General features: G+C 68.4%; 26 protein-coding genes. 21 read left to right on the top strand and 5 right to left on the bottom strand.

From position 1 onward, the window contains the following. The first annotated feature begins 73 nt into the window (after positions 1–73). Both ACWDXS_RS29935 and ACWDXS_RS29930 read left to right on the top strand, forming a co-directional pair. Complete coding sequence (locus ACWDXS_RS29935) at positions 74–1,027, top strand: helix-turn-helix domain-containing protein (protein WP_449970833.1); 954 nt, start codon at positions 74–76, stop codon at positions 1,025–1,027. 187 nt (positions 1,028–1,214) lie between these two features. Beyond that, complete coding sequence (locus ACWDXS_RS29930) at positions 1,215–1,955, top strand: response regulator transcription factor (protein ID WP_378992524.1); 741 nt, start codon at positions 1,215–1,217, stop codon at positions 1,953–1,955. 49 nt (positions 1,956–2,004) lie between these two features. On the opposite strand, the gene ACWDXS_RS29925 is transcribed toward ACWDXS_RS29930, so the two are convergent. From ACWDXS_RS29925 to ACWDXS_RS29915, 3 genes are read right to left on the bottom strand one after another with little or no spacing between them, the layout of a single operon-like run. After that, the gene (locus ACWDXS_RS29925) at positions 2,005–2,517 is read right to left on the bottom strand and encodes a nuclear transport factor 2 family protein (RefSeq protein ID WP_378992522.1); all 513 of its coding nucleotides are present in this window, start codon (positions 2,515–2,517) and stop codon (positions 2,005–2,007) included. A gap of 3 nt (positions 2,518–2,520) precedes the next feature. Beyond that, positions 2,521–3,009, bottom strand: a complete 489-nt coding sequence (locus tag ACWDXS_RS29920) for a hypothetical protein (protein WP_378992520.1) — start codon at positions 3,007–3,009, stop codon at positions 2,521–2,523. Between the two features lie 20 nt (positions 3,010–3,029). After that, positions 3,030–3,488 carry a MarR family winged helix-turn-helix transcriptional regulator gene (locus tag ACWDXS_RS29915; protein WP_378992519.1) on the bottom strand — a complete coding sequence of 153 codons (459 nt, stop codon included), beginning with the start codon at positions 3,486–3,488 and terminating at the stop codon, positions 3,030–3,032. 300 nt (positions 3,489–3,788) lie between these two features. Here ACWDXS_RS29915 and ACWDXS_RS29910 point away from each other — a divergent pair, with 300 nt between their 5' ends. From ACWDXS_RS29910 to ACWDXS_RS29820, 19 genes are all read left to right on the top strand, one after another. After that, the gene (locus tag ACWDXS_RS29910) at positions 3,789–5,519 is read left to right on the top strand and encodes an ATP-binding protein (RefSeq protein WP_449970827.1); all 1,731 of its coding nucleotides are present in this window, start codon (positions 3,789–3,791) and stop codon (positions 5,517–5,519) included. Between the two features lie 22 nt (positions 5,520–5,541). Continuing rightward, complete coding sequence (locus ACWDXS_RS29905) at positions 5,542–6,162, top strand: TcmI family type II polyketide cyclase (protein ID WP_378992517.1); 621 nt, start codon at positions 5,542–5,544, stop codon at positions 6,160–6,162. Then, the gene (locus tag ACWDXS_RS29900; protein WP_387447639.1) at positions 6,159–7,430 is read left to right on the top strand and encodes a beta-ketoacyl-[acyl-carrier-protein] synthase family protein; all 1,272 of its coding nucleotides are present in this window, start codon (positions 6,159–6,161) and stop codon (positions 7,428–7,430) included. The genes ACWDXS_RS29905 and ACWDXS_RS29900 overlap by 4 nt, the downstream gene beginning before the upstream one ends. After that, positions 7,427–8,671, top strand: coding sequence for a ketosynthase chain-length factor (locus ACWDXS_RS29895; RefSeq protein WP_449970822.1), 1,245 nt, complete (start codon positions 7,427–7,429; stop codon positions 8,669–8,671). Before ACWDXS_RS29900 ends, ACWDXS_RS29895 begins: the two co-directional genes overlap by 4 nt. Then, entirely contained in the window at positions 8,668–8,925 is a 258-nt protein-coding gene (locus tag ACWDXS_RS29890) for an acyl carrier protein (protein ID WP_378992514.1), read from the top strand. Before ACWDXS_RS29895 ends, ACWDXS_RS29890 begins: the two co-directional genes overlap by 4 nt. A gap of 11 nt (positions 8,926–8,936) precedes the next feature. Then, the gene (fabG, locus tag ACWDXS_RS29885; protein ID WP_378992513.1) at positions 8,937–9,713 is read left to right on the top strand and encodes a 3-oxoacyl-ACP reductase FabG; all 777 of its coding nucleotides are present in this window, start codon (positions 8,937–8,939) and stop codon (positions 9,711–9,713) included. Between the two features lie 13 nt (positions 9,714–9,726). Next, positions 9,727–10,677, top strand: coding sequence for an aromatase/cyclase (locus ACWDXS_RS29880; RefSeq protein ID WP_379312635.1), 951 nt, complete (start codon positions 9,727–9,729; stop codon positions 10,675–10,677). Further along, a complete protein-coding gene (locus ACWDXS_RS29875; protein ID WP_449970817.1) occupies positions 10,674–11,531 on the top strand; it encodes an alpha/beta hydrolase in 858 nt (285 codons plus the stop codon). The genes ACWDXS_RS29880 and ACWDXS_RS29875 overlap by 4 nt, the downstream gene beginning before the upstream one ends. Positions 11,532–11,547: 16 nt before the next feature. Then, positions 11,548–13,131 carry an acyl-CoA carboxylase subunit beta gene (locus ACWDXS_RS29870; protein WP_378992510.1) on the top strand — a complete coding sequence of 528 codons (1,584 nt, stop codon included), beginning with the start codon at positions 11,548–11,550 and terminating at the stop codon, positions 13,129–13,131. A gap of 9 nt (positions 13,132–13,140) precedes the next feature. Continuing rightward, entirely contained in the window at positions 13,141–13,308 is a 168-nt protein-coding gene (locus ACWDXS_RS29865; RefSeq protein ID WP_379312633.1) for a hypothetical protein, read from the top strand. Between the two features lie 3 nt (positions 13,309–13,311). Beyond that, the gene (locus tag ACWDXS_RS29860; protein WP_378992506.1) at positions 13,312–13,704 is read left to right on the top strand and encodes a lipocalin-like domain-containing protein; all 393 of its coding nucleotides are present in this window, start codon (positions 13,312–13,314) and stop codon (positions 13,702–13,704) included. Next, complete coding sequence (locus ACWDXS_RS29855) at positions 13,688–14,440, top strand: SDR family NAD(P)-dependent oxidoreductase (RefSeq protein ID WP_378992504.1); 753 nt, start codon at positions 13,688–13,690, stop codon at positions 14,438–14,440. The genes ACWDXS_RS29860 and ACWDXS_RS29855 overlap by 17 nt, the downstream gene beginning before the upstream one ends. Next, entirely contained in the window at positions 14,433–15,974 is a 1,542-nt protein-coding gene (locus ACWDXS_RS29850; RefSeq protein ID WP_378992503.1) for a phytoene desaturase family protein, read from the top strand. Before ACWDXS_RS29855 ends, ACWDXS_RS29850 begins: the two co-directional genes overlap by 8 nt. Next, positions 15,974–16,525, top strand: a complete 552-nt coding sequence (locus tag ACWDXS_RS29845) for a pyridoxamine 5'-phosphate oxidase family protein (RefSeq protein WP_378992502.1) — start codon at positions 15,974–15,976, stop codon at positions 16,523–16,525. Before ACWDXS_RS29850 ends, ACWDXS_RS29845 begins: the two co-directional genes overlap by 1 nt. A 65-nt stretch (positions 16,526–16,590) precedes the next feature. Then, entirely contained in the window at positions 16,591–17,559 is a 969-nt protein-coding gene (locus ACWDXS_RS29840; protein ID WP_449970812.1) for an alpha/beta hydrolase, read from the top strand. A gap of 39 nt (positions 17,560–17,598) precedes the next feature. Next, the gene (locus tag ACWDXS_RS29835; RefSeq protein ID WP_379312625.1) at positions 17,599–18,135 is read left to right on the top strand and encodes a bifunctional adenosylcobinamide kinase/adenosylcobinamide-phosphate guanylyltransferase; all 537 of its coding nucleotides are present in this window, start codon (positions 17,599–17,601) and stop codon (positions 18,133–18,135) included. Between the two features lie 39 nt (positions 18,136–18,174). After that, positions 18,175–19,290 carry a nicotinate-nucleotide--dimethylbenzimidazole phosphoribosyltransferase gene (gene cobT / locus ACWDXS_RS29830; RefSeq protein ID WP_387447689.1) on the top strand — a complete coding sequence of 372 codons (1,116 nt, stop codon included), beginning with the start codon at positions 18,175–18,177 and terminating at the stop codon, positions 19,288–19,290. Next, positions 19,287–20,036 carry an adenosylcobinamide-GDP ribazoletransferase gene (locus ACWDXS_RS29825; protein WP_387447645.1) on the top strand — a complete coding sequence of 250 codons (750 nt, stop codon included), beginning with the start codon at positions 19,287–19,289 and terminating at the stop codon, positions 20,034–20,036. Before cobT ends, ACWDXS_RS29825 begins: the two co-directional genes overlap by 4 nt. A gap of 133 nt (positions 20,037–20,169) precedes the next feature. Then, positions 20,170–20,883: an MBL fold metallo-hydrolase gene (locus ACWDXS_RS29820; protein WP_378636506.1), complete on the top strand. Its 714-nt coding sequence runs from the start codon at positions 20,170–20,172 to the stop codon at positions 20,881–20,883. A gap of 61 nt (positions 20,884–20,944) precedes the next feature. Here the strand turns inward: ACWDXS_RS29820 and ACWDXS_RS29815 are convergent, their stop codons facing one another. Both ACWDXS_RS29815 and gcvT read right to left on the bottom strand, forming a co-directional pair. Beyond that, positions 20,945–22,042, bottom strand: coding sequence for a branched-chain amino acid aminotransferase (locus ACWDXS_RS29815; protein WP_378992497.1), 1,098 nt, complete (start codon positions 22,040–22,042; stop codon positions 20,945–20,947). Positions 22,043–22,097: 55 nt separating this feature from the next. Next, a complete protein-coding gene (gcvT, locus tag ACWDXS_RS29810) occupies positions 22,098–23,198 on the bottom strand; it encodes a glycine cleavage system aminomethyltransferase GcvT (RefSeq protein WP_378992496.1) in 1,101 nt (366 codons plus the stop codon). Between the last annotated feature and the right edge of the window lie 6 nt (positions 23,199–23,204).

Genomic DNA, 23,204 nt, shown 5'->3' with positions numbered 1-23,204 from the left:
GCGCTCGATGATTTTCAGCCGAAAGTGGCTGTTCTGCCATTGTGCGTAAAGATTCAGCCAGCTACGATGAGGCATGCTCTCGAAGGTTGCCGTGGTGCTCAGCGACCGGCTCGCGATGTTCGAATTCGGTGTCGTCTGTGAGGTTTTCGGCCTCGACCGCACGGCCGACGGCCTGCCCGGCTTCGACTTCCGGGTCTGCGGCGCCGACCCGGGCACGCCACTGCGTTCCACCACCCCCGGCATCGCCGTCACCCCGGAATTCGGCCTCGACCAACTCGCGAAGGCCGACTTGGTCGCCATCCCCGCCTCCCCGATCGACCAGTACGACGACCGGGTACTCGAGGCGGTGCGCGGGGCGGCCGACGCGGGCGCGACCGTCCTCACCGTCTGCTCGGGCGCCTTCCTGGCCGGCGCGGCCGGCCTGCTCGACGGCCGCAAGTGCACCACCCACTGGCGGTATGTCGACAGACTCGCCGCGATGTTCCCCGAGGCGACCGTCGACCCCGACGTCCTGTTCGTCGACGAAGGCAACCTGATCACCAGCGCGGGCACCGCCGCGGGTATCGACGCCTGCCTGCACCTGGTCCGCCGCGAGATCGGTACCGCCGCCGCCAACGGCATCGCGCGGCGCATGGTCGTGCCGCCGCAGCGCGACGGCGGCCAGCGCCAGTTCATCGAGCAGCCGGTCCCCGAGTGCAGTTCGATCGGCCTGTCCACCACCCTGGCCTGGCTCACCGAGAACCTCGCCCACCCACACACCGTCGACGAGCTCGCGGCCCGCTCCAGCATGTCCACCCGCACCTTCGCCCGCCGCTTCGCCGCCGAAACCGGCACCACCCCGGTCAAATGGCTCACCACTCAGCGCGTCCTGTTCGCCAAGCACCTGCTCGAAACCACCGACATGGCCCTGGAACGGATCGCCGACGAGTCCGGCTTCGGCTCCGGCGCCCTGTTGCGCCACCACTTCCAGCGCCAGGTCGGCATCGCCCCCACCGAATACCGCCGCCGCTTCGGCGCGGCAGGCTGAGCAACCGTCCGTTATTGTGCGTGGAATACCGATCCGGACGCTTTTCCGCAAAAAGGCGACTAACTCCACAGTGCACGAATGAAATGAGTCGGCTACGCTGATACTGACCGGTGAAATCCCGACCGCCCGTAGCAGTGTGGTCGTCAGCGCGGCATTTCGATGCCCAGGACGGTAGGGTATTCGAGCCATGCGTAGCAGCGAACTCAAGGAAACCGACACCGAGCTCGCCCCGAATTTCCCCGAGCCTCGCCTCGTCGCCGTGGAACGGTCATGGCGCATTCTTATCGCGGCGGGTTCGGATGCTGTCGGATCGCTCGACAGCGAACTCCCCCGATATGGCCACCAGGTTGCCACCGTCGATACCGGAAGAATGGCACTGAAGCTGTTCGGCCGTGCCGATCTGGTGCTGCTCGATCCTGATCTCCCCGATTTCGACGGATTCGAGGTATGCCGTTCCATCCGTGCGCGCCATACGGTTCCGATCATCGTTGTCACCGATCGCGATTCCGAATTGGACTGCGTACTCGGCCTGCGCTCCGGCGCCGACGACTATGTCACCCGACCGTTCGGCATCAGGGAACTGGTCGCCCGCATCGACTCGCTCATGCGGCGGGTCAGCCCACAGACCGAGAACGGTGCGTCCCCCTCGGGATGCGGCGCGCTGCGCGTCGACGAGTGGGCCCGCGAGGCCACCCTGCGCGGACGCCCGCTCGCACTCACCAGAAAAGAGTTCGACCTGCTGCTGATGCTGTCACGCCGCCCGGGAATCGTGGTGGCGCGCAAGCAGATCCTGGGCGAGATCTGGGACGGTTCCTGGTCGCAACACACGGTGGACACGCACGTCAGCAGCCTGCGGGCGAAGCTGGGCGCCAGCAATTGGATCGTCGCCGTTCGCGGAATCGGCTTCAAGTTGATGCCGCGCGACTGAGGGGCGACGACGAAGCCGCCGACTCCGAGGAGTCGGCGGCTTCGCTGTCTCAGCTACCGACCGCGACCACGTTCAGGTTCTCGTCGAACGCGAATCCGGGCGGCGCCTCGCCGGTGCGCAGCACCTTGATGAACTTCATCCGAGCGATCCGCCACCCCGCGGCGGTGCGCGCGACATCAGCGTCGAGGTAGCCCCAGACCAGCAGCGGCGCCTCGCCCGGCACCACGTGCTTGTGGGTCGCGGTGAGATTGAGCCGCACCGCGGCGGTGTCGCCGTCGATATCGGCATGACAATCGGTGGTGGTGTGATGGGTCGGACCGAACAGGTTGACCACATAGGTCATATGCGCGGCGATTCCCTCGATACCGCGATAATCCTCGGGCGGCAATTCGAGAAGTACATCGTCGGTGAAAATGGCTTGCGCCCACGCGTCGTCCATCGATTTGCGATCCTCGAAAAAGAAGAAGGTATCGAAGAGTGCCGCGATCTCACGATGGTCGCGCAATTCACGGACTTCCGCGCGAAGCGATTCGAGCTCAGCACGGAGAATGGTCTCGTTCATCATTTATCCCTGAGATTCCTCGCTACCGATGGTAGCGGTTCGATTTTCCGATTTCGACTTGTCGAAACGGCCGGTGATGCGGAAGCCGTCGCGAATATTGAGTGACATGAGCACGATATTTGTAGCACCGGCGACGAGTTCGAGCGCTTGCACGCCGTAGAACAACGGCCCGAACTCGTCGCGGCCCGCGAGGACGGAAAGGGTGATCGCCGAGGGAATCAGCACGAGCAACCCGTTACCCGCGATGAACGGCATCCGGCGCTTCTTCGCGAGGATCGGGGGCATCGTGGAGTCCCCGGCCAGCCGGAAGCCGGTGCCGCCGGTGGCGGCGAGGGCGAGCACCAGGATCGGCAACGCCCACGGGATGGTCTGCTTCACCGCGATGATCGCGTCCTTGGAACCGCTGAGCTCACTCACCACAGTCGAGGTCCAGAAGGTGAGAATCGTGAGCAATCCGATCGTGCCCGCGACGGGATGGATGCGCGAGAGCATGGTTTACCTCTCTTCGATGGTCATGTGGACCGATCGGCCTCGAGGTTGCCGATCGCCTGTCGAACCATGCGGATGAAGTCGTCGCCGCGGACCTCGGGGAACCCCGCGGTCGCGATGTCGTTCACCTCCCCGGCCGCGGCGATCAGCGCGGTGCGCAATCGCCGGGACCGGTCGGTGAGGTAGATCAGCGCTCGCCGGCCGTCCTGCGGGTCGGCGGTGCGCTGGATGAGGCCGTCGCGCTCCATCCGCTTGAGCGTGTGGGCCATCGTCGACTGGTCGATCCGGACCTTCTCGCAGAGTTGCAGCTGCGAGATCCCCTCCTCCTCGTACAGCGCGAGCAGTTGTGCGAACTGCCCGGGCACCACACCGTGCCCGGCGATTCGGTCGCGCAGTGCCTGTTCCATGAGCCGCGCCAGATGGTTGATCACGTACCCCAGGGAGTTGCTCCGATCCATCGGTAGCGTCTCGAGCGGTTCCATACCCACCTTCCATCGTCGTTGATCTGCGGCTCCCCTCAGATTACATGGCAAGCCATGTAATTGCGACCGGTAGCGGACACCCGGTCGACGCGGAGCCGGCGCGTGATGCTAGGGCCGACGCACACCGTCGGCAACCGGGCGGAGCGAAACCTGAACCAGCCCGGATGAATTGGACGAACTCCACAGACTGCGGCGCCCGGCGCGCGCAGCTCCTGAAGATTTCCGGAGGTTCCGTTCACCATATGGTGATCTCCGTTACGCACGATTAGTGAAGCGTCCCAACGACTTTCAGGAGGCATCGTGCGAAAAGTGCTGATCGCCAACCGCGGTGAGATCGCCGTCAGAATCGCACGAGCCTGCCGTGACGCGGGCATCACCGCGGTGGCGGTGTACGCCGATCCCGACCGCGACGCACTGCATGTGCGCACCGCCGACGAAGCCTACGCACTGGGCGGCGACACGGCGCAGTCCAGTTATCTCGATGTCGAGGCGGTACTCGCCGCAGCGCGAGCCGCGGGTGCCGACGCGGTCCATCCCGGCTACGGCTTCCTGTCGGAGAACGCGGATTTCGCCGCCGCGGTCCTGGCGGCGGGACTGATCTGGATCGGCCCGCCGCCCTCGGTGATCCGCGATCTCGGCGACAAGGTCACCGCCCGCACGATCGCGGTCGCGGCGGGCGCGCCGATCGTGGCGGGTACCCCGGGCCCGGTATCGGATCCGGACGAGGTCGTGGCGTTCGCCCGGGCCCACGGCTTGCCGGTCGCCATCAAGGCGGCATACGGCGGCGGCGGTCGCGGGCTCAAGGTGGCGCGCACCCTCGCCGAGATCCCGGAGTGCTTCGCCTCGGCGGTCCGCGAGGCGACGGCCGCGTTCGGTCGAGGCGAATGCTTCGTGGAACGCTATCTGGATTCCCCGCGGCACGTGGAGACGCAGTGCCTCGCCGACACGGCAGGCACCGTGGTCGTGGTCTCGACCAGGGATTGTTCGCTGCAGCGCCGTCATCAGAAGCTCGTGGAGGAGGCGCCTGCGCCGTTCCTCACGCCCGCGCAGCACAGCGCGCTGGTCGAATCCTCCAAGGCCATCCTGCGTGCCGCGGGCTACGTGGGTGCGGGCACCTGTGAGTTCCTGATCGGCGCCGACGGCACGCTGTCCTTTCTCGAGGTCAACACCCGGCTCCAGGTGGAACACCCGGTCTCGGAGGAGGTCACGGGCATCGACCTGGTCCGCGAGCAACTGCGCATCGCCGCGGGCGGACTCCTCGACTATCCCGATCCCCCGACGCGTGGGCACTCGATCGAGTTCCGCGTCAATTGCGAGGACGCCGGGCGCAACTTCGCGCCGATGCCCGGCACGATCACCGGCTACCGGACCCCGAGCGGTCCGGGCGTGCGGGTCGACTCCGGGGTCGAGGCGGGCACCGAGATCGGCGCGAACTGGGATTCACTGCTGGCCAAGCTCATCGTCACCGGCGAGAACCGGACCCAGGCACTGCAACGGGCGGCGCGCGCGCTCAGCGAGTTCGCGATCGACGGCATCGCGACCGTGCTGCCGCTGCACCGCGCGGTGGTCGCCGACCCCGCCTTCACCGACGCGCCGTTCCGCGTACACACCCGCTGGATCGAGACCGAGTTCGACAACACCATCGAGCCCTACCCCGATACCGCCGCACCGCCCGGTGCCACGGCGCCGCGCGAGACCGTGGTGCTCGAAGTGCGCGGTAAACGAGTGGAGGTGACCCTGCCCGCGCGCGGCACCAAACCGGCCTCCCGACCCTCGCCTCGCCCCCTGCGCGTGAGCGCCGCCGCTACCCCCAGCGGCGACTCACTGACCGCCCCGATGGCCGGAACTCTGGTGAAACTCGCTGCCGCCGAAGGTGATTCGGTGGCATCCGGGCAGCTCATCGCGGTGATCGAGGCGATGAAGATGGAACAACCGGTCACCGCCCACAAGGCGGGCATCGTCGTCGGCCTGATCACCGACATCGGCACCAGTATCGGCAGCGGCGCCGTGCTGTGCCGGATCCAGAACTGAACCGCAGAGGAGCCGACACCGGATGCATACGACAGTCACGGTCGCCAGGACGACCACTATCGCGGCCCGCGCACGCGTGGCGGGCAGGTTCGCCGAGCACGATGCCACGGCGGCCCCGACGGACGCGAAAATCGTTCGCCGCCAACTGTTCCACTATCACGACGACCTGCTCATCCACATCGTCGACAGCGACACACCGCTGCCCGGCGAGCCCGAGGGCCCCGACCTCGGCGCCGATATCGCGCCCTTCGACACCACCGTGCTCGCCGAGCGCTACTACCACTGGCTGCCCGGCCCGGTGGACCCCGCCATGTTCAGCACCCTCGTCGTCAATCGCCTTGTCCCCGAACGCCGCCCGCAGGTCGCGCAGCTGTTCGCCGATTTCGACACCACCGACGTCCCCCACCGGATGGGCACCCGGCGCAGGCAGCTCTTCGCCCTCGGCGGCGTCTATTTCCACCTGCAGGACTTCGAAACCCCCGACGGCGGTGCGGTGATCGCCCAGGCGTGGAAGCAAGCCGACCCGCGCTTCATCCAGATCTGCGACGACCTCGACCCCTTGATCGACAAGTACGACTCGTCGACCTGGCGCAAGCCGGCCGACGCGGTCGCACACCGCTTCTACCACTGGGAGGCACAGTGAACACCCGGCGCGTCGTCATCACCGGAATGGAGGTGATCGCCCCCGGCGGAGTCGGCACCAAGCAGTTCTGGGAACTGCTCACCGCCGGCCGCACCGCCACCCGGCGGATCAGCTTCTTCGATCCCGAGCAGTTCCGGTCCAAGGTCGCGGCCGAGGTCGACTTCGACCCCGAACTGCACGGCCTCACTCCCCACGAGATCCAGCGACTCGACCGCGCGGCGCAGTTCGCCGTCGTCGGCGCGCGCAGCGCGGTGGCCGACAGCGGGCTCGAGTTCGACACCATCGACCCGTACTCGATCGGGGTGGCACTGGGCAGCGCGGTCGGCGCGACGATGCGCCTGGAGCAGGACTACCGCGTGATCAGCAATGGCGGACGCCTGGAACTGGTCGACCAGAAGTACGCCGACCAGCACCTCTACCACCATCTGTCGCCCGGCTCGTTCGCCGCCGAGGTGGCCTTCGCGGTCGGCGCGCAAGGGCCGGCGACCGTGGTGTCCTCGGGCTGCACGTCCGGTCTCGACTCGGTCGGGTACGCCGCCCAGCTCATCGCCGAGGGCTCGGTGGACATCATGGTCACCGGCGCCTCGGACGCGCCGATCTCGCCGATCACGATGGCCTGCTTCGACGCGATCAAGGCGACCACCCCGCGCCACGACTCCCCCGAAACCGCCTCCCGGCCGTTCGATGCCTCCCGCACCGGCTTCGTCCTGGGTGAGGGCGCGGCCCTGTTCGTCCTCGAGGAACTGTCCGCGGCCCGGCGGCGCGGTGCGCACATCTACGCCGAGATCGCCGGCTACGCCACCCGCGCGAACGCCTATCACATGACCGGGTTGCGCCCCGACGGCGTCGAGATGGCCGAGGCCATCCGGGTGGCGCTGCACGAGGCCCGGCTGCCCGGCGACTCGATCGACTACATCAACGCGCACGGCTCGGGCACCAAGCAGAACGACCGGCACGAAACCGCCGCGTTCAAGCGCAGTTTGGGTTCACACGCCTACGACACCCCGGTGAGCTCGATCAAGTCGATGGTCGGGCATTCGCTCGGCGCGATCGGCTCGATCGAGATCGCGGCCTCGGTCCTGGCGATCGGCGCCGACGTGGTGCCGCCGACGGCGAACCTGCACACCGCCGACCCCGAATGCGACCTCGACTACGTGCCGCTCACCGCCCGTGAGCACCGCACCGACACCGTACTCACGGTGGGCAGCGGCTTCGGCGGCTTCCAGAGCGCGATGGTCCTCACCACGGCGAAGGGAGTCGCGGCATGACCGCGGTACTCGACGACACCCGCGCGGTGGTCACCGGCATCGGCATCACCGCGCCGAACGGCCTCGGTACTCAGCCCTATTGGGATGCGGTGCGCGGGGGCCGCAGCGGCATCGGCCGACTCACCCGCTTCGATCCGGCGGGCTACCCGGCCACGCTGGCCGGCGAGATCGACGACTTCGATCCCCAGCAACACCTGCCCAATCGCCTTCTGCCTCAGACAGATCAGGTGACCCGCCTCGCTCTCGTCGCGGCCGAATGGGCACTGGCCGATGCCGGCATCGACACCGGCGAGCTCGACGACTTCGACATGGGCGTGCTCACCGCCTCGTCCTCGGGCGGTTTCGAGTTCGCGCAGAAGGAGCTCGGGAATCTCTGGAGCCGGGGTAGCCGTTTCGTCAGCGCCTATCAGTCCTTCGCCTGGTTCTACGCGGTCAACAGCGGCCAGATCTCCATTCGTCACGGTATGAAAGGGCCCAGCGGTGTCCTGGTCGGCGACCAGGCAGGCGGCCTCGACGCGATCGCCCATGCGCGCAGGCAGATTCGCCGAGGCACCGCGCTGATGGTGTCGGGCGCGATGGACGCCACGCTGTGCCCGTGGGGCTGGGCGGCACTGTGGACGAGCGGCCGGTTGCACGCAGGCGCCGATCCCGACGCCGCCTACCTGCCGTTCGACGCGCGGGCCGCGGGCCATGTCCCGGGTGAGGGCGGCGCGATCCTGATCCTCGAGTCGGCGGCGGCGGCCACCGCCCGGGGAGCGCGCAGCTACGGCGAGATCGCCGGATACGCGGCGACGTTCGATCCCGCGCCCGGAACCGGTCGCGAACCGGCCCTGCGCGCGGCGATCGAACGGGCGCTCGCCGATGCCGGACTCGCGCCGAGCGATATCGACGTGGTGTTCGCCGACGCCGCGGGTCTGCCCGAGCACGATCAGATCGAGTCCGACGCCGTCACCGCGGTCTTCGGTCACCGCGGCGTCCCCGTCACCGCACCGAAAACCATGACGGGACGGCTGTATTCGGGAGCGGGCCCCCTCGATGTCGCCACCGCGCTGCTCGCCATGTCGACCGGCGAGATCCCACCGACGATCAACGTCACCCCGAACGCCGACTCGCCACTGGACCTGGTGGTCGGTGGGGTGCGGCACGCGACGGTGCGTGCCGCACTCGTCCTGGCACGCGGCTACGGCGGATTCAACTCCGCCATGGTCGTGTCCGCACCCGAAGGAAGGGAAATCTCATGACATTCACCCTCGACGACCTGACCCGGATCCTCCTCGAAGGCTCCGGCGAACCCGAGAACGTCGACCTGGAGTCCGACATCCTCGACCTCACCTTCGACGATCTCGGCTACGACTCCCTCGCGATGCTCGAGACCGCCAGCCGCGTCGAACGCGAATTCGGGGTGACCCTCGACGACTCGACCGTGATCGAAGCGACCACACCGCGCACCTTTCTCGACGCGGTGAACGCCCTTCTCCCCGTTCGCACCCCCTAGAAGGAGTCATCATGTCGAAAATGCACGCAGTGGTCACCGGTGCCACCAGCGGTATCGGGCTGGCCGTGGCCCGGCTGCTCGCCGGCAACGGGCACACCGTCTACCTCGGCGCGCGCACCGCGGAGAACGTCGCCACCACCGTCAAGGAGTTCACCGAAGCCGGCCTCGAGGTGGACGGCAGCGCCGTCGACGTGCGTTCGGGTGAGTCGGTGCACGAGTTCATCGAAGCCGCCACCGCCCGGTTCGGCCCGGTGGACGTGCTGGTCAACAACGCGGGTATCAGCGGCGGCGGCGTCACCGCGGACCTGGTGGACGAGATCTGGGACAACGTCATCGACACCAACCTCAACAGCGTCTTCCGGATGACGCGCGAGGTGCTCAACACCGGCGGGATGCGCCACCGCAGCCGCGGCCGGATCATCAACATCGCCTCGACCGCGGGCAAGCAGGGCGTGGTCCTCGGCGCACCGTACTCGGCGTCCAAGCACGGTGTCGTCGGGTTCACCAAGGCGCTCGGCAACGAGCTCGCGCCGACCGGCATCACCGTCAACGCCGTCTGCCCCGGCTATGTGGAAACGCCGATGGCGCAGCAGGTTCGGCGCAACTACGCGAGCCTGCAGCAGAGCACCGAGGACGCGGTGATGGCGAAGTTCACCGCCAAGATCCCGCTCGGCCGCTACTGCACTCCGGAGGAAGTGGCGGGCCTGGTCGGCTATCTCGCCTCCGACACCGCCGCGTCCATCACCGCCCAGGCGATGAATGTCTGTGGCGGACTCGGGAATTACTGAAAGGGGATCGACCATGTCCGCATCCGTATCCGTCACCACCACCGGCCATGCCGAGCATTCGATCGAGATCGCCGCGCCCGCGGCGACCGTCTACCGGCTGCTCGCGGAGGTGGAGAACTGGCCACAGTTGTTCCCGCCCACCATCTTCGCCGACTACCTCGACAACGACGACCGAGAGCAGCGCATCCGGATCTGGGCCACCGCGGGCGAGAGCGTCAAGCATTGGGTGTCGCGCCGGGTACTCGATCCGGAGCAACGCCGCATCGAGTTCCGCCAGGAGGTCAGCAGCGCGCCGATCGCCGCGATGGGCGGCACCTGGATCATCGAGGCGCTCTCGGTGAATCGGAGCAACGTACGCCTGCTGCACGACTATCAGGCCACCGAGGAAGACCAGCTGAGCTGGATCGACCAGGTGGTCGACCGCAATTCGACCACCGAGCTCGCCGCGCTGAAGCGCAATATCGAACTCGGCGACGCGGGCACCGACGCGACGTTCTCCTTCGAGGACACCGTCGAGGTGGCGGGCACGGCCGCCGATGTGTTCGGGTTCATCAGCCAAGCGCAGCTGTGGCCGGAGCGGCTGCCGCATGTGGCGGGGGTCGAGCTCATCGAACCGGGTCCCGGCATCCAGTCACTGGCGATGGACACGGTGGCGATGGACGGTTCCCAGCACCGCACCATGTCGTATCGCATCGTGTTCCCGGACACCATGATCGCCTACAAGCAGCTGACCATGCCCGCGCTGATGACGCTGCACACCGGGTACTGGACCGTGCGGCCGTCCGAGGGCGGGGTGGCGGTGTCGTCGCAGCACAGCGTGGTGATCAACACCGACAACATCACCACGGTCCTCGGTCCCGACGCCGATGTGGCGACCGCGAGGGAGTACGTGCAGCGGGCGCTGAGCACCAACAGCATGGCCACCCTGGCCCATGCCAAGAAGTTCGCCGAGGAACGGTCATGAGCTCCGCGGAGGCGAGCGCGGCACTCCTGTCCCCGGGCGTGCACCGGATCACCCTGGACGCGGCGGGAATTCCGATGTCCGGCCTGCTCAGTACGCCCGCCTTGGCCCTGCCGCGTGCCACCATCGTCGCCCTGCACGGGGCAGGGATGTCCGCCGCGTACTTCCACGGCCGCGCCCACCCGGACGTGTCGCTGCTCAGCACCGCCACCCGGCTGGGCTACGCGGTGCTGGCACTGGACCGTCCCGGCTACGGTGCCTCGGTCGACGCCCTGCCGGACGGTCAGTCGCTGACCGACCAGGCCGAGACCGTGCGTGCCGCGCTCGCCGACTTCACCGCCGACAACGAGGTCGGCGCCGGGATGTTCCTGCTCGGGCACTCCTTCGGCGGCAAGCTCGCCCTCACCATGGCGACCGAGAGCGAGTTCTGCGGCGTCGACGTCTCGGGCTGCGGGCACCTCTACAGCGAGGACACCGAAACCAAGATGTGGCAACGCAATTGGGGCGATCTCCAGTTGTATCCGCCCGGCACCTTCGCCCGGTCGGGCGCGGCGGTGGACTCGACGCCGATGCTGGAACTGGTCGACGCCGCCGCCTGGCCGCAGACCTTCGCCGAACTGGCCGATCGCATCCGGATTCCGGTGCGGTTCAGCTTCGCCGAGCAGGAGAAGTGGTGGCGCACCGACGATGCCGCGCTCGCCGACCTGTCCGCCCTGCTCGCCTCGGCGCCCCGCCGCGGCTTGACCCGCGTCCCGCAGGCGGGCCACAACATCAGCCTGGGCTGGGCGGCCAGGGCCTATCACACGAGTGCGCTGGCCTTTTTCGAAACCTGCCTGCTCGACCCCATCGCGGCCTGAGCGAGAGGACACCGCTGTGACCGAGGAATACACGCTGCCGTTCACCTCCGACGGTGACCTCGACCGGATCGACGAACTGCGCCTGCGTAAGGAACTGGCTGAGCTCGGCCCCGATCCGGCCGCGACCGAGCGCCAGCACGCCAAGGGCAAACTGACCGCCCGCGAACGGATCTCGCTGCTGCTCGATCCGGACTCGTTCACCGAACTCGAACCGTTGCGCAGGCATCGGGCCACCGGGTTCGGCCTCGAGCACAGCAGGCCCTACACCGACGGCGTGGTGGCCGGCTGGGGCACCGTCGACGGACGCACCACCTTCGTCTACGCCCACGACTTCCGGATCTTCGGCGGTGCGCTGGGCGAGGCGCACGCCGAGAAGATCCACAAGGTCATGGATTTGGCGATCACCGCGGGGGCGCCGCTGGTGTCGCTGAACGACGGTGCGGGCGCCCGGATCCAGGAGGGTGTCGCCGCCTTGGCCGGCTACGGGGGCATCTTCCGGCGCAATACCGCAGCCTCGGGGGTGATTCCCCAGATCAGCGTCATGCTGGGGCCCTGTGCGGGCGGGGCCGCCTACTCCCCCGCCCTGACCGATTTCGTCCTGATGGTGCGCGGCACCGCGCAGATGTTCATCACCGGGCCCGAGGTGGTCACCGCCGTCACGGGCGAATCGGTGACCCTCGACGGATTGGGCGGCGCCGACATCCACGCCGAGCGCTCCGGTGTCGCGCACTTCGTCCACGACGACGAGGCGACCTGCCTCGCCGATGTGCGCTACCTGCTCTCCTTTCTGCCACAGAACAACCGGGAACTGCCGCCGGTGGTGCCCACCGACGACCCGGTCGATCGGCCATGCCCCGCGCTCGGCGATCTCGTCCCCGACACCGGGACCACGCCCTACGACATCCGCGCGGTGATCGCAGAAATCGTCGACGACGGCGCGTATCTGGAGATCCAGGAACGCTGGGCCGCCAATATCGTCATCGCGCTGGCCCGGATGAACGGTCAGACAGTCGGTTTCGTCGCCAACCAACCACAGTGTCTGGCAGGCACTCTCGATATCAGCGCCAGCGAGAAGGCCGCACGCTTCGTCCAGATGTGCGATGCGATGAACATCCCGCTGGTCACCCTGCTCGATGTGCCGGGGTTCCTGCCCGGGGTAGGCCAGGAACACAGCGGCATCATCCGGCACGGCGCGAAGCTGCTGTACGCCTACTGCAACGCGACCGTGCCGCGGATCTCGATCGTGCTGCGCAAGGCCTACGGCGGCGCCTACATCGTCATGGACTCGCGCAGTGTCGGTGCCGATCTGGCGCTGGCCTGGCCGACCAACGAGATCGCGGTGATGGGCGCACAGGGCGCCGCGAACGTGGTCTTCCGCAAACAGATCGCCGCCGCCGGCGACCCCGACGCGGCCAGGACCGAGCTCGTTGCCCGGTACGCCCGCGAGTTGATGCATCCCTACTACGCCGCCGAGCGCGGCCTGGTCGACGACGTCATCGACCCGGCCGACACCCGTTCGATCCTCATCAGATCACTGAACATGCTGCGCGCCAAGCATTCCGAGCCGCCGGTGCGCAAGCACGGCAACCCACCCCAGTAGGAGGACCACATGTCCGATTCCCCAGCGCTGGTCGATTCCCGAATCGATCCGAGCGAAGAGATGATCGCCGCCGTCGCCGCGGTGTTGCTGACCTATGACGAGCAGGCCGAAGAGCTGTCGCCGCCCCAGGCGGTGTTGCCCTACACCCGGTTTCGCGATCCGCGCGGCTGGCGCTAGCCCATGGCCCGACCCGACGATCTGATCGGCACCTGGCAACTCGCGTCGTTCCACGACACCGATCCCACGGGCACGCCGACGCCCGGCCCACTCGGCGCCGAGCCCGCCGGGTTTCTCACCTACACCGCGTCCGGCCACCTCTCGGTCGCGATGATGCGCACCGCCCCCGGCGAACCCGCGTTCATGGGATACGCGGGCCGCTGGAGCGTCGACGACGGCGTCCTGCGCCATCACATCCTCGTCTGCTCACGCACCGACTGGGTCGGCGAGGAACAAGTCCGCATCGCCGAGCTGACCGACGGTCTGCTCACCATCCGCACCACCCCCGACAACGGCCGCGTCGTGCAGTGGCGCAGGGCCGAAGCAGCACAGGAGAAGCATGCGATTCGAAGGTAAGACCGCTCTGATCACCGGATCGAGCGAGGGCATCGGCTACGCGATCGCGGCGGCGCTGGTCGCCGAGGGCGCGAAGGTGGTACTCACCGGGCGCCGCGAAAAGGAACTGGCCGAGGCGGCGGACACCCTGGGCGCGGCCTGGATCAGCGGCGACATCGCCGATCCGGACACCGCGCACCACGCCGTCGACCACGCGGTCGAGCAGTTCGGCGGCCTCGACCTCCTGGTGTGCAATGCCGGAATCCTCATTCCCGGTGCGATTTTCGCCCAGCCGATGGCGGAAGTGAACCGGATCATCGACGTCAACCTGCGCGGCACCATCGCCACCGTCGCCGCGGCGGTGCCCGCGCTGGGCAAGCAGACCGGTTCCTCGATCGCGGTCATCTCCTCCGCCATCGGCCGCAAGCCGGGACCGGGCACCGGCATCTACGGCGCTACCAAGGCAGCCCTGCAATACCTGGTGCCGACGTGGGCAAGCGAACTCGGCCCCAGGGGAATTCGAGTCAACGGCGTCTGTGCCGGCATCACCGAGACTCCGGGCTTCCGCGCGGGCGCCGAGGCGATCGCGGGACTGGAGGAAGGCGTCGTCGCCACGAACGTGATCAAACGCATCGCCACCGCCGACGAGGTCGCGGCGCCGGTACTGACCCTGCTCGATTCCGCGGGCGCCGGTTTCGTCACCGGCTCGATCTGGGACATCGACGGCGGCTACGGACTCGGAGCACACCATGGCTGACCATGACGTGATCGTCGTCGGGGCGGGGCACAACGGCCTCACCGCCGCCGCCTACCTCGCCAAGGCGGGCCTGGATGTCGTCGTCCTGGAGGCCAAGTCGGAGATCGGCGGTGGCGTCGTCAGCGAGGCGGTGACCCTGCCCGGTCACCAGCACGACCTGCACGCCGCCGCACACATCTTCATCCACGGCAATCCGATGATCCTCGACGACGAACTGGGCCTGCTCGCCGAGCACGGGCTGAGCTATGTCTATCCCGACCCCAGCATGTCGGTGGTGTTCCCCGACGACGACTTCATCGCCTTCTATCACGACGTGCACAAGACGGCCGAGACGATCGCGCGGATCTCCCCCGTCGACGCCGAGAACTACCTGCGTTTCTACGAATTCGCGAGCCCGCTGCTCGATCAGCTGCTGCCCGCGATGTTCCGCCCGCCTGCCCCGCTCGGCGCGCTGTTCGCGCAGCTGGAACAGTCCGAGATCGGTCAGGAGACGATGCGGGTGCTCATGATGAGCTACCTCGACGTCTGCCACGAATGGTTCGTGCACCCGAAAGTCAAAGCGGCCCTGTGCCGTTGGGTGTCGGAGCTGCTGATCTCGCCGGACGAGGGCGGCACCGGCGCCTTCCTGCTGCTGATGGTGCCGTTCATCCATCGCTACGGCATGGGTTTCGCGGTGGGCGGCTCGCAGTCACTGTCCGACGCGCTCGCCGCCGCGCTGCGCGGCTACGGCGGCACCATCCACACCGGCGCGAAGGTCGAGCGGTTCCGGTTCGACGGCGACCGGGTCACCGGGGTGCGCTGCGCCGACGGCACCGAGTTCAGCGCGCGTCGCGCCGTCCTGGCCGACCTCAATATCAAGCAGCTGCCCGCGATGGTGGAGCACCGATTCGGCGCCGAGTGGGAGCGCAAGGTCGATCGGATCAAGTCCGCCGGTTTCCGCCTGGTCGCCGGGCATCTCGTCCTGAGCGAGGCGCCCGAGTTCCGTGCCGGGCCGGAGGTCACCGAAGCCGGTTTCCAGGAGGTCGCCCTCGATCTGCCCGACCTGCTGCGTACCTTCGACCAGCTCAAATACGGCGAACCGGTGCACACCATCCCGACGGTCTCGACCGCCACCCGCTGGGACCCCAGCAGGGCTCCCGCCCCGCATCACACGCTCTACCTGCTCGGTTACGCCCCGATGGAGCTGGCCGAGGGCGATTGGGACAGCCGCAAGGAGGAGATCTTCGATCAGGTCTTCGCCACCTTCGCGCAGATGACCACGAATATCGGCCCCGATCAGGTGCTGTCACGGGTGGTGCACAGCCCATTGGACATGGAGCGCTACAACGACGCCTGGGTGGACGGCGATCCCGGCCACTTCGGCTGCCAGCTGTTCCAGTTCATGGGTATGCGACCGCTGCCGAACATGGGCTACCGGCTGCCCGCCGAGGGCTTCTATCTCGTCGGGCCGTCCACTCATCCCGGTCAGGGTGTCACCGGTGGCGCGAGAGCCGCCGCGCTGGCGGTCCTCGCCGACCTGGGGATGGGCGCCTGATGAACATCGAACCCGGCCCCGCCGAAGTCCAGGAAGCGATCACCGAGCTCCTGCGCACCGAGGAGCTCGCCGCATTGGCCACCATCGACGAGCAGGGCGCGCCGTCGACCTCGGCCATGCACATCGCCGCCGACGGTCTCATCGCCTACATGCACACCTTCCAATTCAATCGCAAACACGCTCAGATGCAACAGAATCCGAATGTCAGCTACGTGGTGAGCCATATTCCACCCGGCGGTTTCGCGGGTCGCCACGCCATTCGTTCGGTGCAGATCCAGGGTCGCGCCACGCTGGTCACCGATCCCGCCGAGATCCAGCGTGCCGTCACCCTGAGCTTCGAGCAGTTCCCGTGGCTCGCCGATATCTCGCTCTACGACAATGTCAAACTCCCCGACGAAGGCCAGCAGGTGTTCTATCGCATCGAACCGACCCGCGGACTGTGGGCCGATCACCGGGTCCGCCAGCTCTGGCGGGTGTTCCTGGAATTCAGCTACGACGGCCGCACCGTCACCGGTTGCCGCCCTTACCATTCGGCGCGCCGAACCGGGTGAGTTCAGGCTGTGAGGTCGCACAGTCTGCTTGACTCGGCCTATCGGAAACTGATCAGCTGGCTGATGTGTTCAACGTTGGGTGGGGAAGATCTCGTCGGCTGAGCCGAGCTCTCACGATCGTCGCGACGGCCGTGGTCGTGTCGTCCATCGGCACCGCCGCGGCCGTTGCCGCGCCGCCGGTGATACGAACGCCCGCAGGCGGTTTCGAGGATTTGATCGTGCCGTCGAGCATGGGCCCGATCAAGGTCCAGGTGCAATGGGCGGCGCGGGGCGGCAGCTCCGCGCTGTATCTGCTCGACGGTCTGCGCGCCCCCGACGACCACAGCCAATGGACCACCGACACCGATGCCCTGCGCCAATTCGCCAACGACAACGTTACTTTGGTGTTCCCGGTCGGCGGCCACTCCAGCTTCTACACCGACTGGTACCGGCCCAGCAGCACCAACGGCCAGAAGACGACCTACCGGTGGGAAACGTTCCTCACCCGTGAACTGCCCGATTTCCTTGCCAGATATGGGGTCTCGCGTACCAACAACGCCATCGTCGGCGCGTCCGTGGGCGGCAACGCCGCACTCACCCTCGCCGCCCACCATCGTGATCAGTTCCGCTTCGCCGGTTCGTTCTCCGGCTTCGTCAACCCGACCTACCCGATGTGGAACCAGGCCATGCGCGTCGCCATGCTCGACGAGGGCAATTTCAATGTCGACGACATGTGGGGCCCGGCAGGCGATCCCGCGTGGGCACGTAACGACGCCACCGCCCAGGTCGAGCGGCTGCGCGGCCTGCCCCTCTATGTGACCACCGGCAACGGCATCCCCGGCGCCGCCGATGTGCCCTACGGCCTCGGCAACACCCTCAACGCGATGAGCCTCGAGGCGATGACGGTGGTCGCCGCGGGCATCTTCCGCGACCGGGCCACCGCCCTCGGGGTCTCCGCCCGTGTCGACATCGTCAACGGCACCCACAACTGGCCGTACTGGCAACAGGCCCTCACCACCGCTCGCCCGATGATCTTGGACGCGCTGTCGGCCTGACTCCGAAGCCGCGCCGTGGCCGATTGCTACCGTGCTGACATGTCAGACAGGTCCCCCTCGGCCCGCGTCCTCGTGCTCGGCGGCGCCCGCTCCGGAAAATCCGCCTTCGCCGAGGCCGTGCTGACCGACGCACCCTCGGTTCGCTATCTGGCCACCGCCGTGGTCGATCCCGCCGATCACGACTTCGCCGACCGGATCGCCGTCCACCGTGACCGCCGCCCCGAACACTGGACGACCGTCGAGAACACCGAGCCCGCAACGGTTCTCGCCACCGCGGCGCCCGCGACCCTGCTCGACGACATCGGCACCTGGCTCACCGCCCGCCTCGACGCCCGCGACGCCTGGGACGCACCGCGCGGCACCGTCACCCCCGACTGCGACACGCTCGTCGAGGCTGTCGCGGCCTACCGGGAACGGCTGGTGATCGTATCGCCCGAGGTGGGCATGGGCGTGATCCCCGCAACCCGCTCGGGGCGGCTGTTCCGCGACGAGATCGGCGCGCTGAACCAGCGTCTCGCGCGGGCGTGCGACGAGGCGTACCTCATCGTCGCTGGGCTGCCGCTTCGATTGAAATGAGCCGGGTCGGTCGCCGCCGTGCACCGTGATCCGGGCAAGATGGGCGTCGAACACCCCGTACCACCTCCGAAAGGCTTGCCAGTGACGCACGGATTCGACCCGGTCGCGGCCCCGGACGCGCAGGTACGCGCGGCGGCTGAGCAGCGCCAGACGCAGCTCACCAAACCGGCCGGATCACTGGGACGGCTCGAGGAACTCGGCAACTGGGTCGCCGCGTGCCAGGGCGTATGCCCACCCCAGCAGTTCGAACGCGCCAGGGTCGTGCTGTTCGCGGGCGATCACGGCGTGGCGAAGCACGGTGTCTCGGCGTATCCGAGCGAGGTCACCGCGCAGATGGTGGCCAATTTCCTGGCGGGCGGCGCGGCCGTGAACGCGCTGGCCGCCGTGGCGGGCGCGACCGTGCGGGTCGTCGACATCGCCGTCGACGGTGACACCGAACCCTCGGTGGCCCAGCACAAGGTGCGTCGCTCGAGCGGCTCCATCGATCGCGAGGACGCGCTCACCGACGCCGAGGTCACCGCCGCACTGGCCGCGGGTCGCGCGATCGCCGACGAGGAAATCGACGCGGGCGCCGACCTGCTCGTCGCCGGTGACATGGGCATCGGCAACACCACCCCCGCCACCGTCCTCATCGCCGTCCTCACCGGCACCGAACCCGTCGCCGCGGTCGGCCGCGGCACCGGCGTCGACGACCGGGGCTGGATCCGCAAGGTCGCCGCCATCCGCGACGGCATGCGCCGCGCCCGCCCGGTCGCCACCGACCCCGTCGACCTGCTCCGCGTCGCGGCGGGCGCCGACTTCGCCGCCATGACCGGTTTCCTCGCCCAGGCGGCCGTCCGTCGCACGCCCGTGCTGCTCGACGGCGTCGTGGTCACCGCCGCGGCCCTGGTCGCCGAGGACCTCGCCGCGGGCGCGAAAGCGTGGTGGCTGCCGGCCCACCGCTCCACCGAACCGGCTCACGACCTGGCCTTGAAGCACCTGCGCCTGACCCCGCTGATCGACCTCGAGATGCGCCTCGGCGAAGGCTCCGGGGCCCTGACCGCCCTCCCGATCCTGCGGGCCGCGGTCGCCACCCTCGCCGAGATGTCGACCTTCGCCGACGCGGGCGTCAGCACCTCGGCCGAGGAATCGGACACCGTCGACCTGGCCAAGTGAACGCGCTCCGGCTCGCGGTTTCCTGGCTGACGATCGTCCCGATCACCGGCCCGGCAGTCGTCGACCGGCGCACAGCGGGCCACGCGATCTCGCTCGCCCCGCTGATCGGGCTCGCTCTGGGAGCGTTCGCGGCGGGCGCCCTCTGGTCACTGGTCAACGCGGGCCTGACCGCCCTGCTCGCCGGTCTCCTCGTCGTCGGCCTGCTCGCCCTGCTCACCCGGGGCATGCACCTCGACGGCCTGGCCGACACCGTCGACGGGCTCGGCAGCTATGGTCCGCCCCAGCGCGCCCGCGAGATCATGAAGTCCGGCGGCGCGGGCCCGTTCGGCGTGGCCGCGCTCATCTTCGCCGTCGCCGTCCAAGCGGTGGCTTTCGCGACGCTGGCCGATCAGCACCGCTGGCTCGCGCTCGTCCTCGCCGTCACCGTGAGCCGGGTCGCCGTCGTGCCTGCGTGCCGCACCGGCATCCGCGCCGCCCCCGACGCCGGTTTCGGCGCGTTGGTCGCGGGCACGCAGCCGCGCGCCGTCGTGCTGATCTGGACCGCGATCGCCGTCGGCATCGCGGTGTGGGCGGTGCCAGACAACCTCTGGCTCGGCCCCGTTGTCGTGATCGCCGCCCTCGCGGCGACCGTTGTGGTCACCCGGCACTGTGTCCGCCGTTTCGAGGGCCTGTCCGGCGATATTCTCGGCGCAGTAGTGGAGATCACGGTTTCGATTGCCGCAGTGGGCTTCTCGCTGGCGTTATAGCGAAACGCTCAGTTACCGCAAACTCGTACTGGTCACAAGTCCAGGATATCGGCGATTGTGTGCTCCCACAGACCGTCCGGTCAACGGTACTCGGGTGCGTCGCCAGCACACCGGTGGCAATACAGTGGAGCGCATGTCATCCGAGCGCCTCTACTTCCGCCAGCTGCTGTCCGGCCGGGATTACGCCGTCGGCGATCCGATCGCCACGCAGATGCGCAATTTCGCGTATCTGATCGGCGACCGGGAGACCGGCGAGACCCTCCTGGTCGATCCCGCCTACCAAGCGGCCGACCTGGTCGACGTCGCGGAGGCCGACGGCATGCGCGTATCCGGCGTGCTCGCCACCCACCATCATCCCGACCACGTCGGCGGCACCATGCTCGGTTTCACCCTCGGCGGCGTGGCCGAACTGCTCGAGAAGACCAGCGTCCCGGTCCATGTCAACAAGCTCGAACTGGACTGGGTCGCCCAGACGACCGGCATCGCCCCCAGCGAACTGACCGGCCACGACCACGGCGACAAGGTGAAGGTCGGCGCCTTCGAGATCGAGTTACTCCACACGCCCGGTCACACCCCGGGCAGCCAGTGCTTCCTGTTCGACGGCCGCCTCATCTCCGGCGACACCCTGTTCATCGACGGCTGCGGCCGCACCGACTTCCCCGGCGGCGACACCGACGAGATGTTCCGCAGCCTGCGCCAACTCGCCGCTCTCGACGGCAACCCGGTCGTCTACCCCGGCCACTGGTACTCCGAAGCCCCCAGCGCCGCGCTGTCCTCCGTCCGCGAGTCCAACTACGTCCTGCGTCCGAAGTCCCTCGGCGAGTGGCAGGCGTTGATGCCGGGCTGAACGAACAGCAGGAGAGCGGGCCCCTACGCCAGGGACCCGCTCTCGAATGCTGTTGTGACGCTTACAGAGTCCGCATCCACCCGTGGGTGTCGGCGAAGGTTCCGCGCTGGATTCCGGTCAGCGTGTCGCGCAGCGCCATCGTCACCTCACCGGGTTCACCACCGCCGATGGCGAACTCACCCTCACCGGACTTCACCCAGCCGACCGGCGTGATCACCGCCGCCGTTCCGCAGGCGAACACCTCACTGATCTCCCCGGATTCGGCGCCCTTGCGCCATTCCTCCACCGAGATCTTGCGCTCCTCCACCGGGTAGCCGGAGTCGGCGGCCAGGGTGAGCAGCGAGTCGCGGGTGATACCGGGCAGCAGCGAACCCGACAGCTCGGGGGTCACCAGCCGCGCCTCCGAGCCGGTGCCGAACACGAAGAACAGGTTATTGGTGCCCATCTCCTCGACGTAGCGACGCTCGCAGGCGTCCAGCCAGACCACCTGGTCACAGCCCTCGTCGGTGGCCTGCGCCTGCGCGAGCAGCGACGAGGCGTAGTTGCCCGCCACCTTCGCCTCACCGGTGCCGCCGGGAGCCGCGCGCACGTACTCGGTCGACAGCCACACCCGCACCGGCTTCACACCGCGCGGGAAGTAGGCCCCGGCAGGCGAGGCCAGCAGCAGGTACTTGTAGGCCGACGCGGGCTTCACGCCCAGGCCCGCCTCGGTGGAGAACATGAACGGCCGCAGGTACAGCGAGTCCTCGCCACCGGCCGCGGGCACCCAGTCGGCGTCGACGTCGAGGAGCTGGCGCACGGACTCGATGAACAGTTCCTCGGGCAGTTCCGCCATCGCCATGCGCGCGGCCGAGCGGCGGAACCGCGCGGCGTTGGCATCGATGCGGAAGGTCGCGATCTCGCCGCCGGGCTGGCGGTAGGCCTTGAGCCCTTCGAAGATCGCCTGGCCGTAGTGGAACACCATGGTCGCCGGGTCCATCGAGAGCGGGCCGTACGGTTCGACGCGCGCGTTGCCCCACCGGCCGTCGGCGTAGTCGATCGACACCATGTGATCGGTGAAGAATCGTCCGAAACCGGGGGCCGCCAGTACCTCGTCCCGCCGCTGCGCCGGGGTGGGCGCGGGATGCGGGATACGGGTGAACTGTGCGGCGACTGTCATGGTGGGAATCCTATCCGGGCCGATTCGGTGCTGTCTCGCCCCCACTACGGGGGAGTTACTTGGTCTTGGTGTCGACGAAGGGCGGCTTGACGACCGCGGCGCGCAGCTTGCGCCCACGGACGTCGACCTCCACCTCGTCGCCGGGTTCGAGCTTCGCGTCGGTGTCGAGCAGCGCCAGCGCGATGCCGACCTTCAGCGACGGTGAGAACGTCCCCGAGGTGGTCTCGCCGACCGGCTCACCGTCGCGGAGCACGGTCTGGCCCTGGCGCAGCACGCCGCGATCCAGTGCCTTCAGTCCCATCAGCGTACGGCGCGGGCCGTCGGCCTTCTCCTGCTCGAGCGCGGCCTTGCCCCAGAATTCCGGCTTCTTCCAGCCCACGGCCCAGCCGGTGCGGGCCTGGTTCGGGGTGATGTCGAGGGACAGTTCGTGTCCGTGCAGCGGGTAGCCCATCTCGGTGCGCAGAGTGTCGCGCGCGCCGAGTCCGGCCGCCTGGCCGCCCTCGGCCTCGACCTGCGCGATCAGCGCACGGAACAGCGGCTCCGCGTCGGCCCACGTCGGCAGCAGCTCGTAGCCGTGCTCGCCGGTGTAGCCGGTCCGGCACACGCGCACCGGGCGGCCCTGCCACTCGGCGTCGGCGTAGGCCATGTACTCCATCTCGGTGGGCAGGCCGAGTGCGGTGAGCACCTCGGTGGCCTTGGGCCCCTGCACCGCGAACACCGCGTAGTCGCGATGCTGGTCGGTGACGGTGATGCCCTCGGGAGCGACCTTGCGCAACTCGGCGACCACCGCCGCGGTGTTGGCCGCGTTCGGCACCAGGAACACCTCGTCGTCGCTGACGTAGTAGGCGATCAGGTCGTCGATCACGCCGCCGTCCTCGGCACAGCACAGGGTGTACTGCGCCTTGCCCGGCTGGATCCGGCCCAGGTCGTTGGTCAGCGCCGAGTTCACGAAAGCCGCAGCTCCCCGACCTGCGACCGTCGCCTTACCGAGGTGGCTCACGTCGAAGAGCCCGACCGTGGTGCGCACCGCCGTGTGCTCGCCGACCGTACCCGCGTACTGCACGGGCATCTCCCACCCACCGAACGGCGCGAAGGTGGCGCCGAGTTCGACATGAACAGCGTGGATGGGGCCCTCGAGCAGCGCGGTGTCGGTCATGGGCAG

It is taken from the genome of Nocardia sp. NPDC003183 (genome assembly GCF_053590715.1).
The sequence above is the reverse complement of the archived record's forward strand: the minus strand, read 5'-3'. Positions and strand labels throughout refer to the sequence as shown.

Coding starts and splice junctions, on each gene's coding strand:
- ACWDXS_RS29935 (WP_449970833.1), top strand. CDS start 74: ATGCTCTCGAAGGTTGCCGTGGTGCTCAGCGACCGGCTCGCGATGTTC.
- ACWDXS_RS29930 (WP_378992524.1), top strand. CDS start 1,215: ATGCGTAGCAGCGAACTCAAGGAAACCGACACCGAGCTCGCCCCGAAT.
- ACWDXS_RS29925 (WP_378992522.1), bottom strand. CDS start 2,517: ATGAACGAGACCATTCTCCGTGCTGAGCTCGAATCGCTTCGCGCGGAA.
- ACWDXS_RS29920 (WP_378992520.1), bottom strand. CDS start 3,009: ATGCTCTCGCGCATCCATCCCGTCGCGGGCACGATCGGATTGCTCACG.
- ACWDXS_RS29915 (WP_378992519.1), bottom strand. CDS start 3,488: ATGGAACCGCTCGAGACGCTACCGATGGATCGGAGCAACTCCCTGGGG.
- ACWDXS_RS29905 (WP_378992517.1), top strand. CDS start 5,542: ATGCATACGACAGTCACGGTCGCCAGGACGACCACTATCGCGGCCCGC.
- ACWDXS_RS29895 (WP_449970822.1), top strand. CDS start 7,427: ATGACCGCGGTACTCGACGACACCCGCGCGGTGGTCACCGGCATCGGC.
- ACWDXS_RS29890 (WP_378992514.1), top strand. CDS start 8,668: ATGACATTCACCCTCGACGACCTGACCCGGATCCTCCTCGAAGGCTCC.
- fabG (WP_378992513.1), top strand. CDS start 8,937: ATGTCGAAAATGCACGCAGTGGTCACCGGTGCCACCAGCGGTATCGGG.
- ACWDXS_RS29880 (WP_379312635.1), top strand. CDS start 9,727: ATGTCCGCATCCGTATCCGTCACCACCACCGGCCATGCCGAGCATTCG.
- ACWDXS_RS29875 (WP_449970817.1), top strand. CDS start 10,674: ATGAGCTCCGCGGAGGCGAGCGCGGCACTCCTGTCCCCGGGCGTGCAC.
- ACWDXS_RS29865 (WP_379312633.1), top strand. CDS start 13,141: ATGTCCGATTCCCCAGCGCTGGTCGATTCCCGAATCGATCCGAGCGAA.
- ACWDXS_RS29860 (WP_378992506.1), top strand. CDS start 13,312: ATGGCCCGACCCGACGATCTGATCGGCACCTGGCAACTCGCGTCGTTC.
- ACWDXS_RS29855 (WP_378992504.1), top strand. CDS start 13,688: ATGCGATTCGAAGGTAAGACCGCTCTGATCACCGGATCGAGCGAGGGC.
- ACWDXS_RS29850 (WP_378992503.1), top strand. CDS start 14,433: ATGGCTGACCATGACGTGATCGTCGTCGGGGCGGGGCACAACGGCCTC.
- ACWDXS_RS29845 (WP_378992502.1), top strand. CDS start 15,974: ATGAACATCGAACCCGGCCCCGCCGAAGTCCAGGAAGCGATCACCGAG.
- ACWDXS_RS29835 (WP_379312625.1), top strand. CDS start 17,599: ATGTCAGACAGGTCCCCCTCGGCCCGCGTCCTCGTGCTCGGCGGCGCC.
- cobT (WP_387447689.1), top strand. CDS start 18,175: ATGGGCGTCGAACACCCCGTACCACCTCCGAAAGGCTTGCCAGTGACG.
- ACWDXS_RS29820 (WP_378636506.1), top strand. CDS start 20,170: ATGTCATCCGAGCGCCTCTACTTCCGCCAGCTGCTGTCCGGCCGGGAT.
- ACWDXS_RS29815 (WP_378992497.1), bottom strand. CDS start 22,042: ATGACAGTCGCCGCACAGTTCACCCGTATCCCGCATCCCGCGCCCACC.
- gcvT (WP_378992496.1), bottom strand. CDS start 23,198: ATGACCGACACCGCGCTGCTCGAGGGCCCCATCCACGCTGTTCATGTC.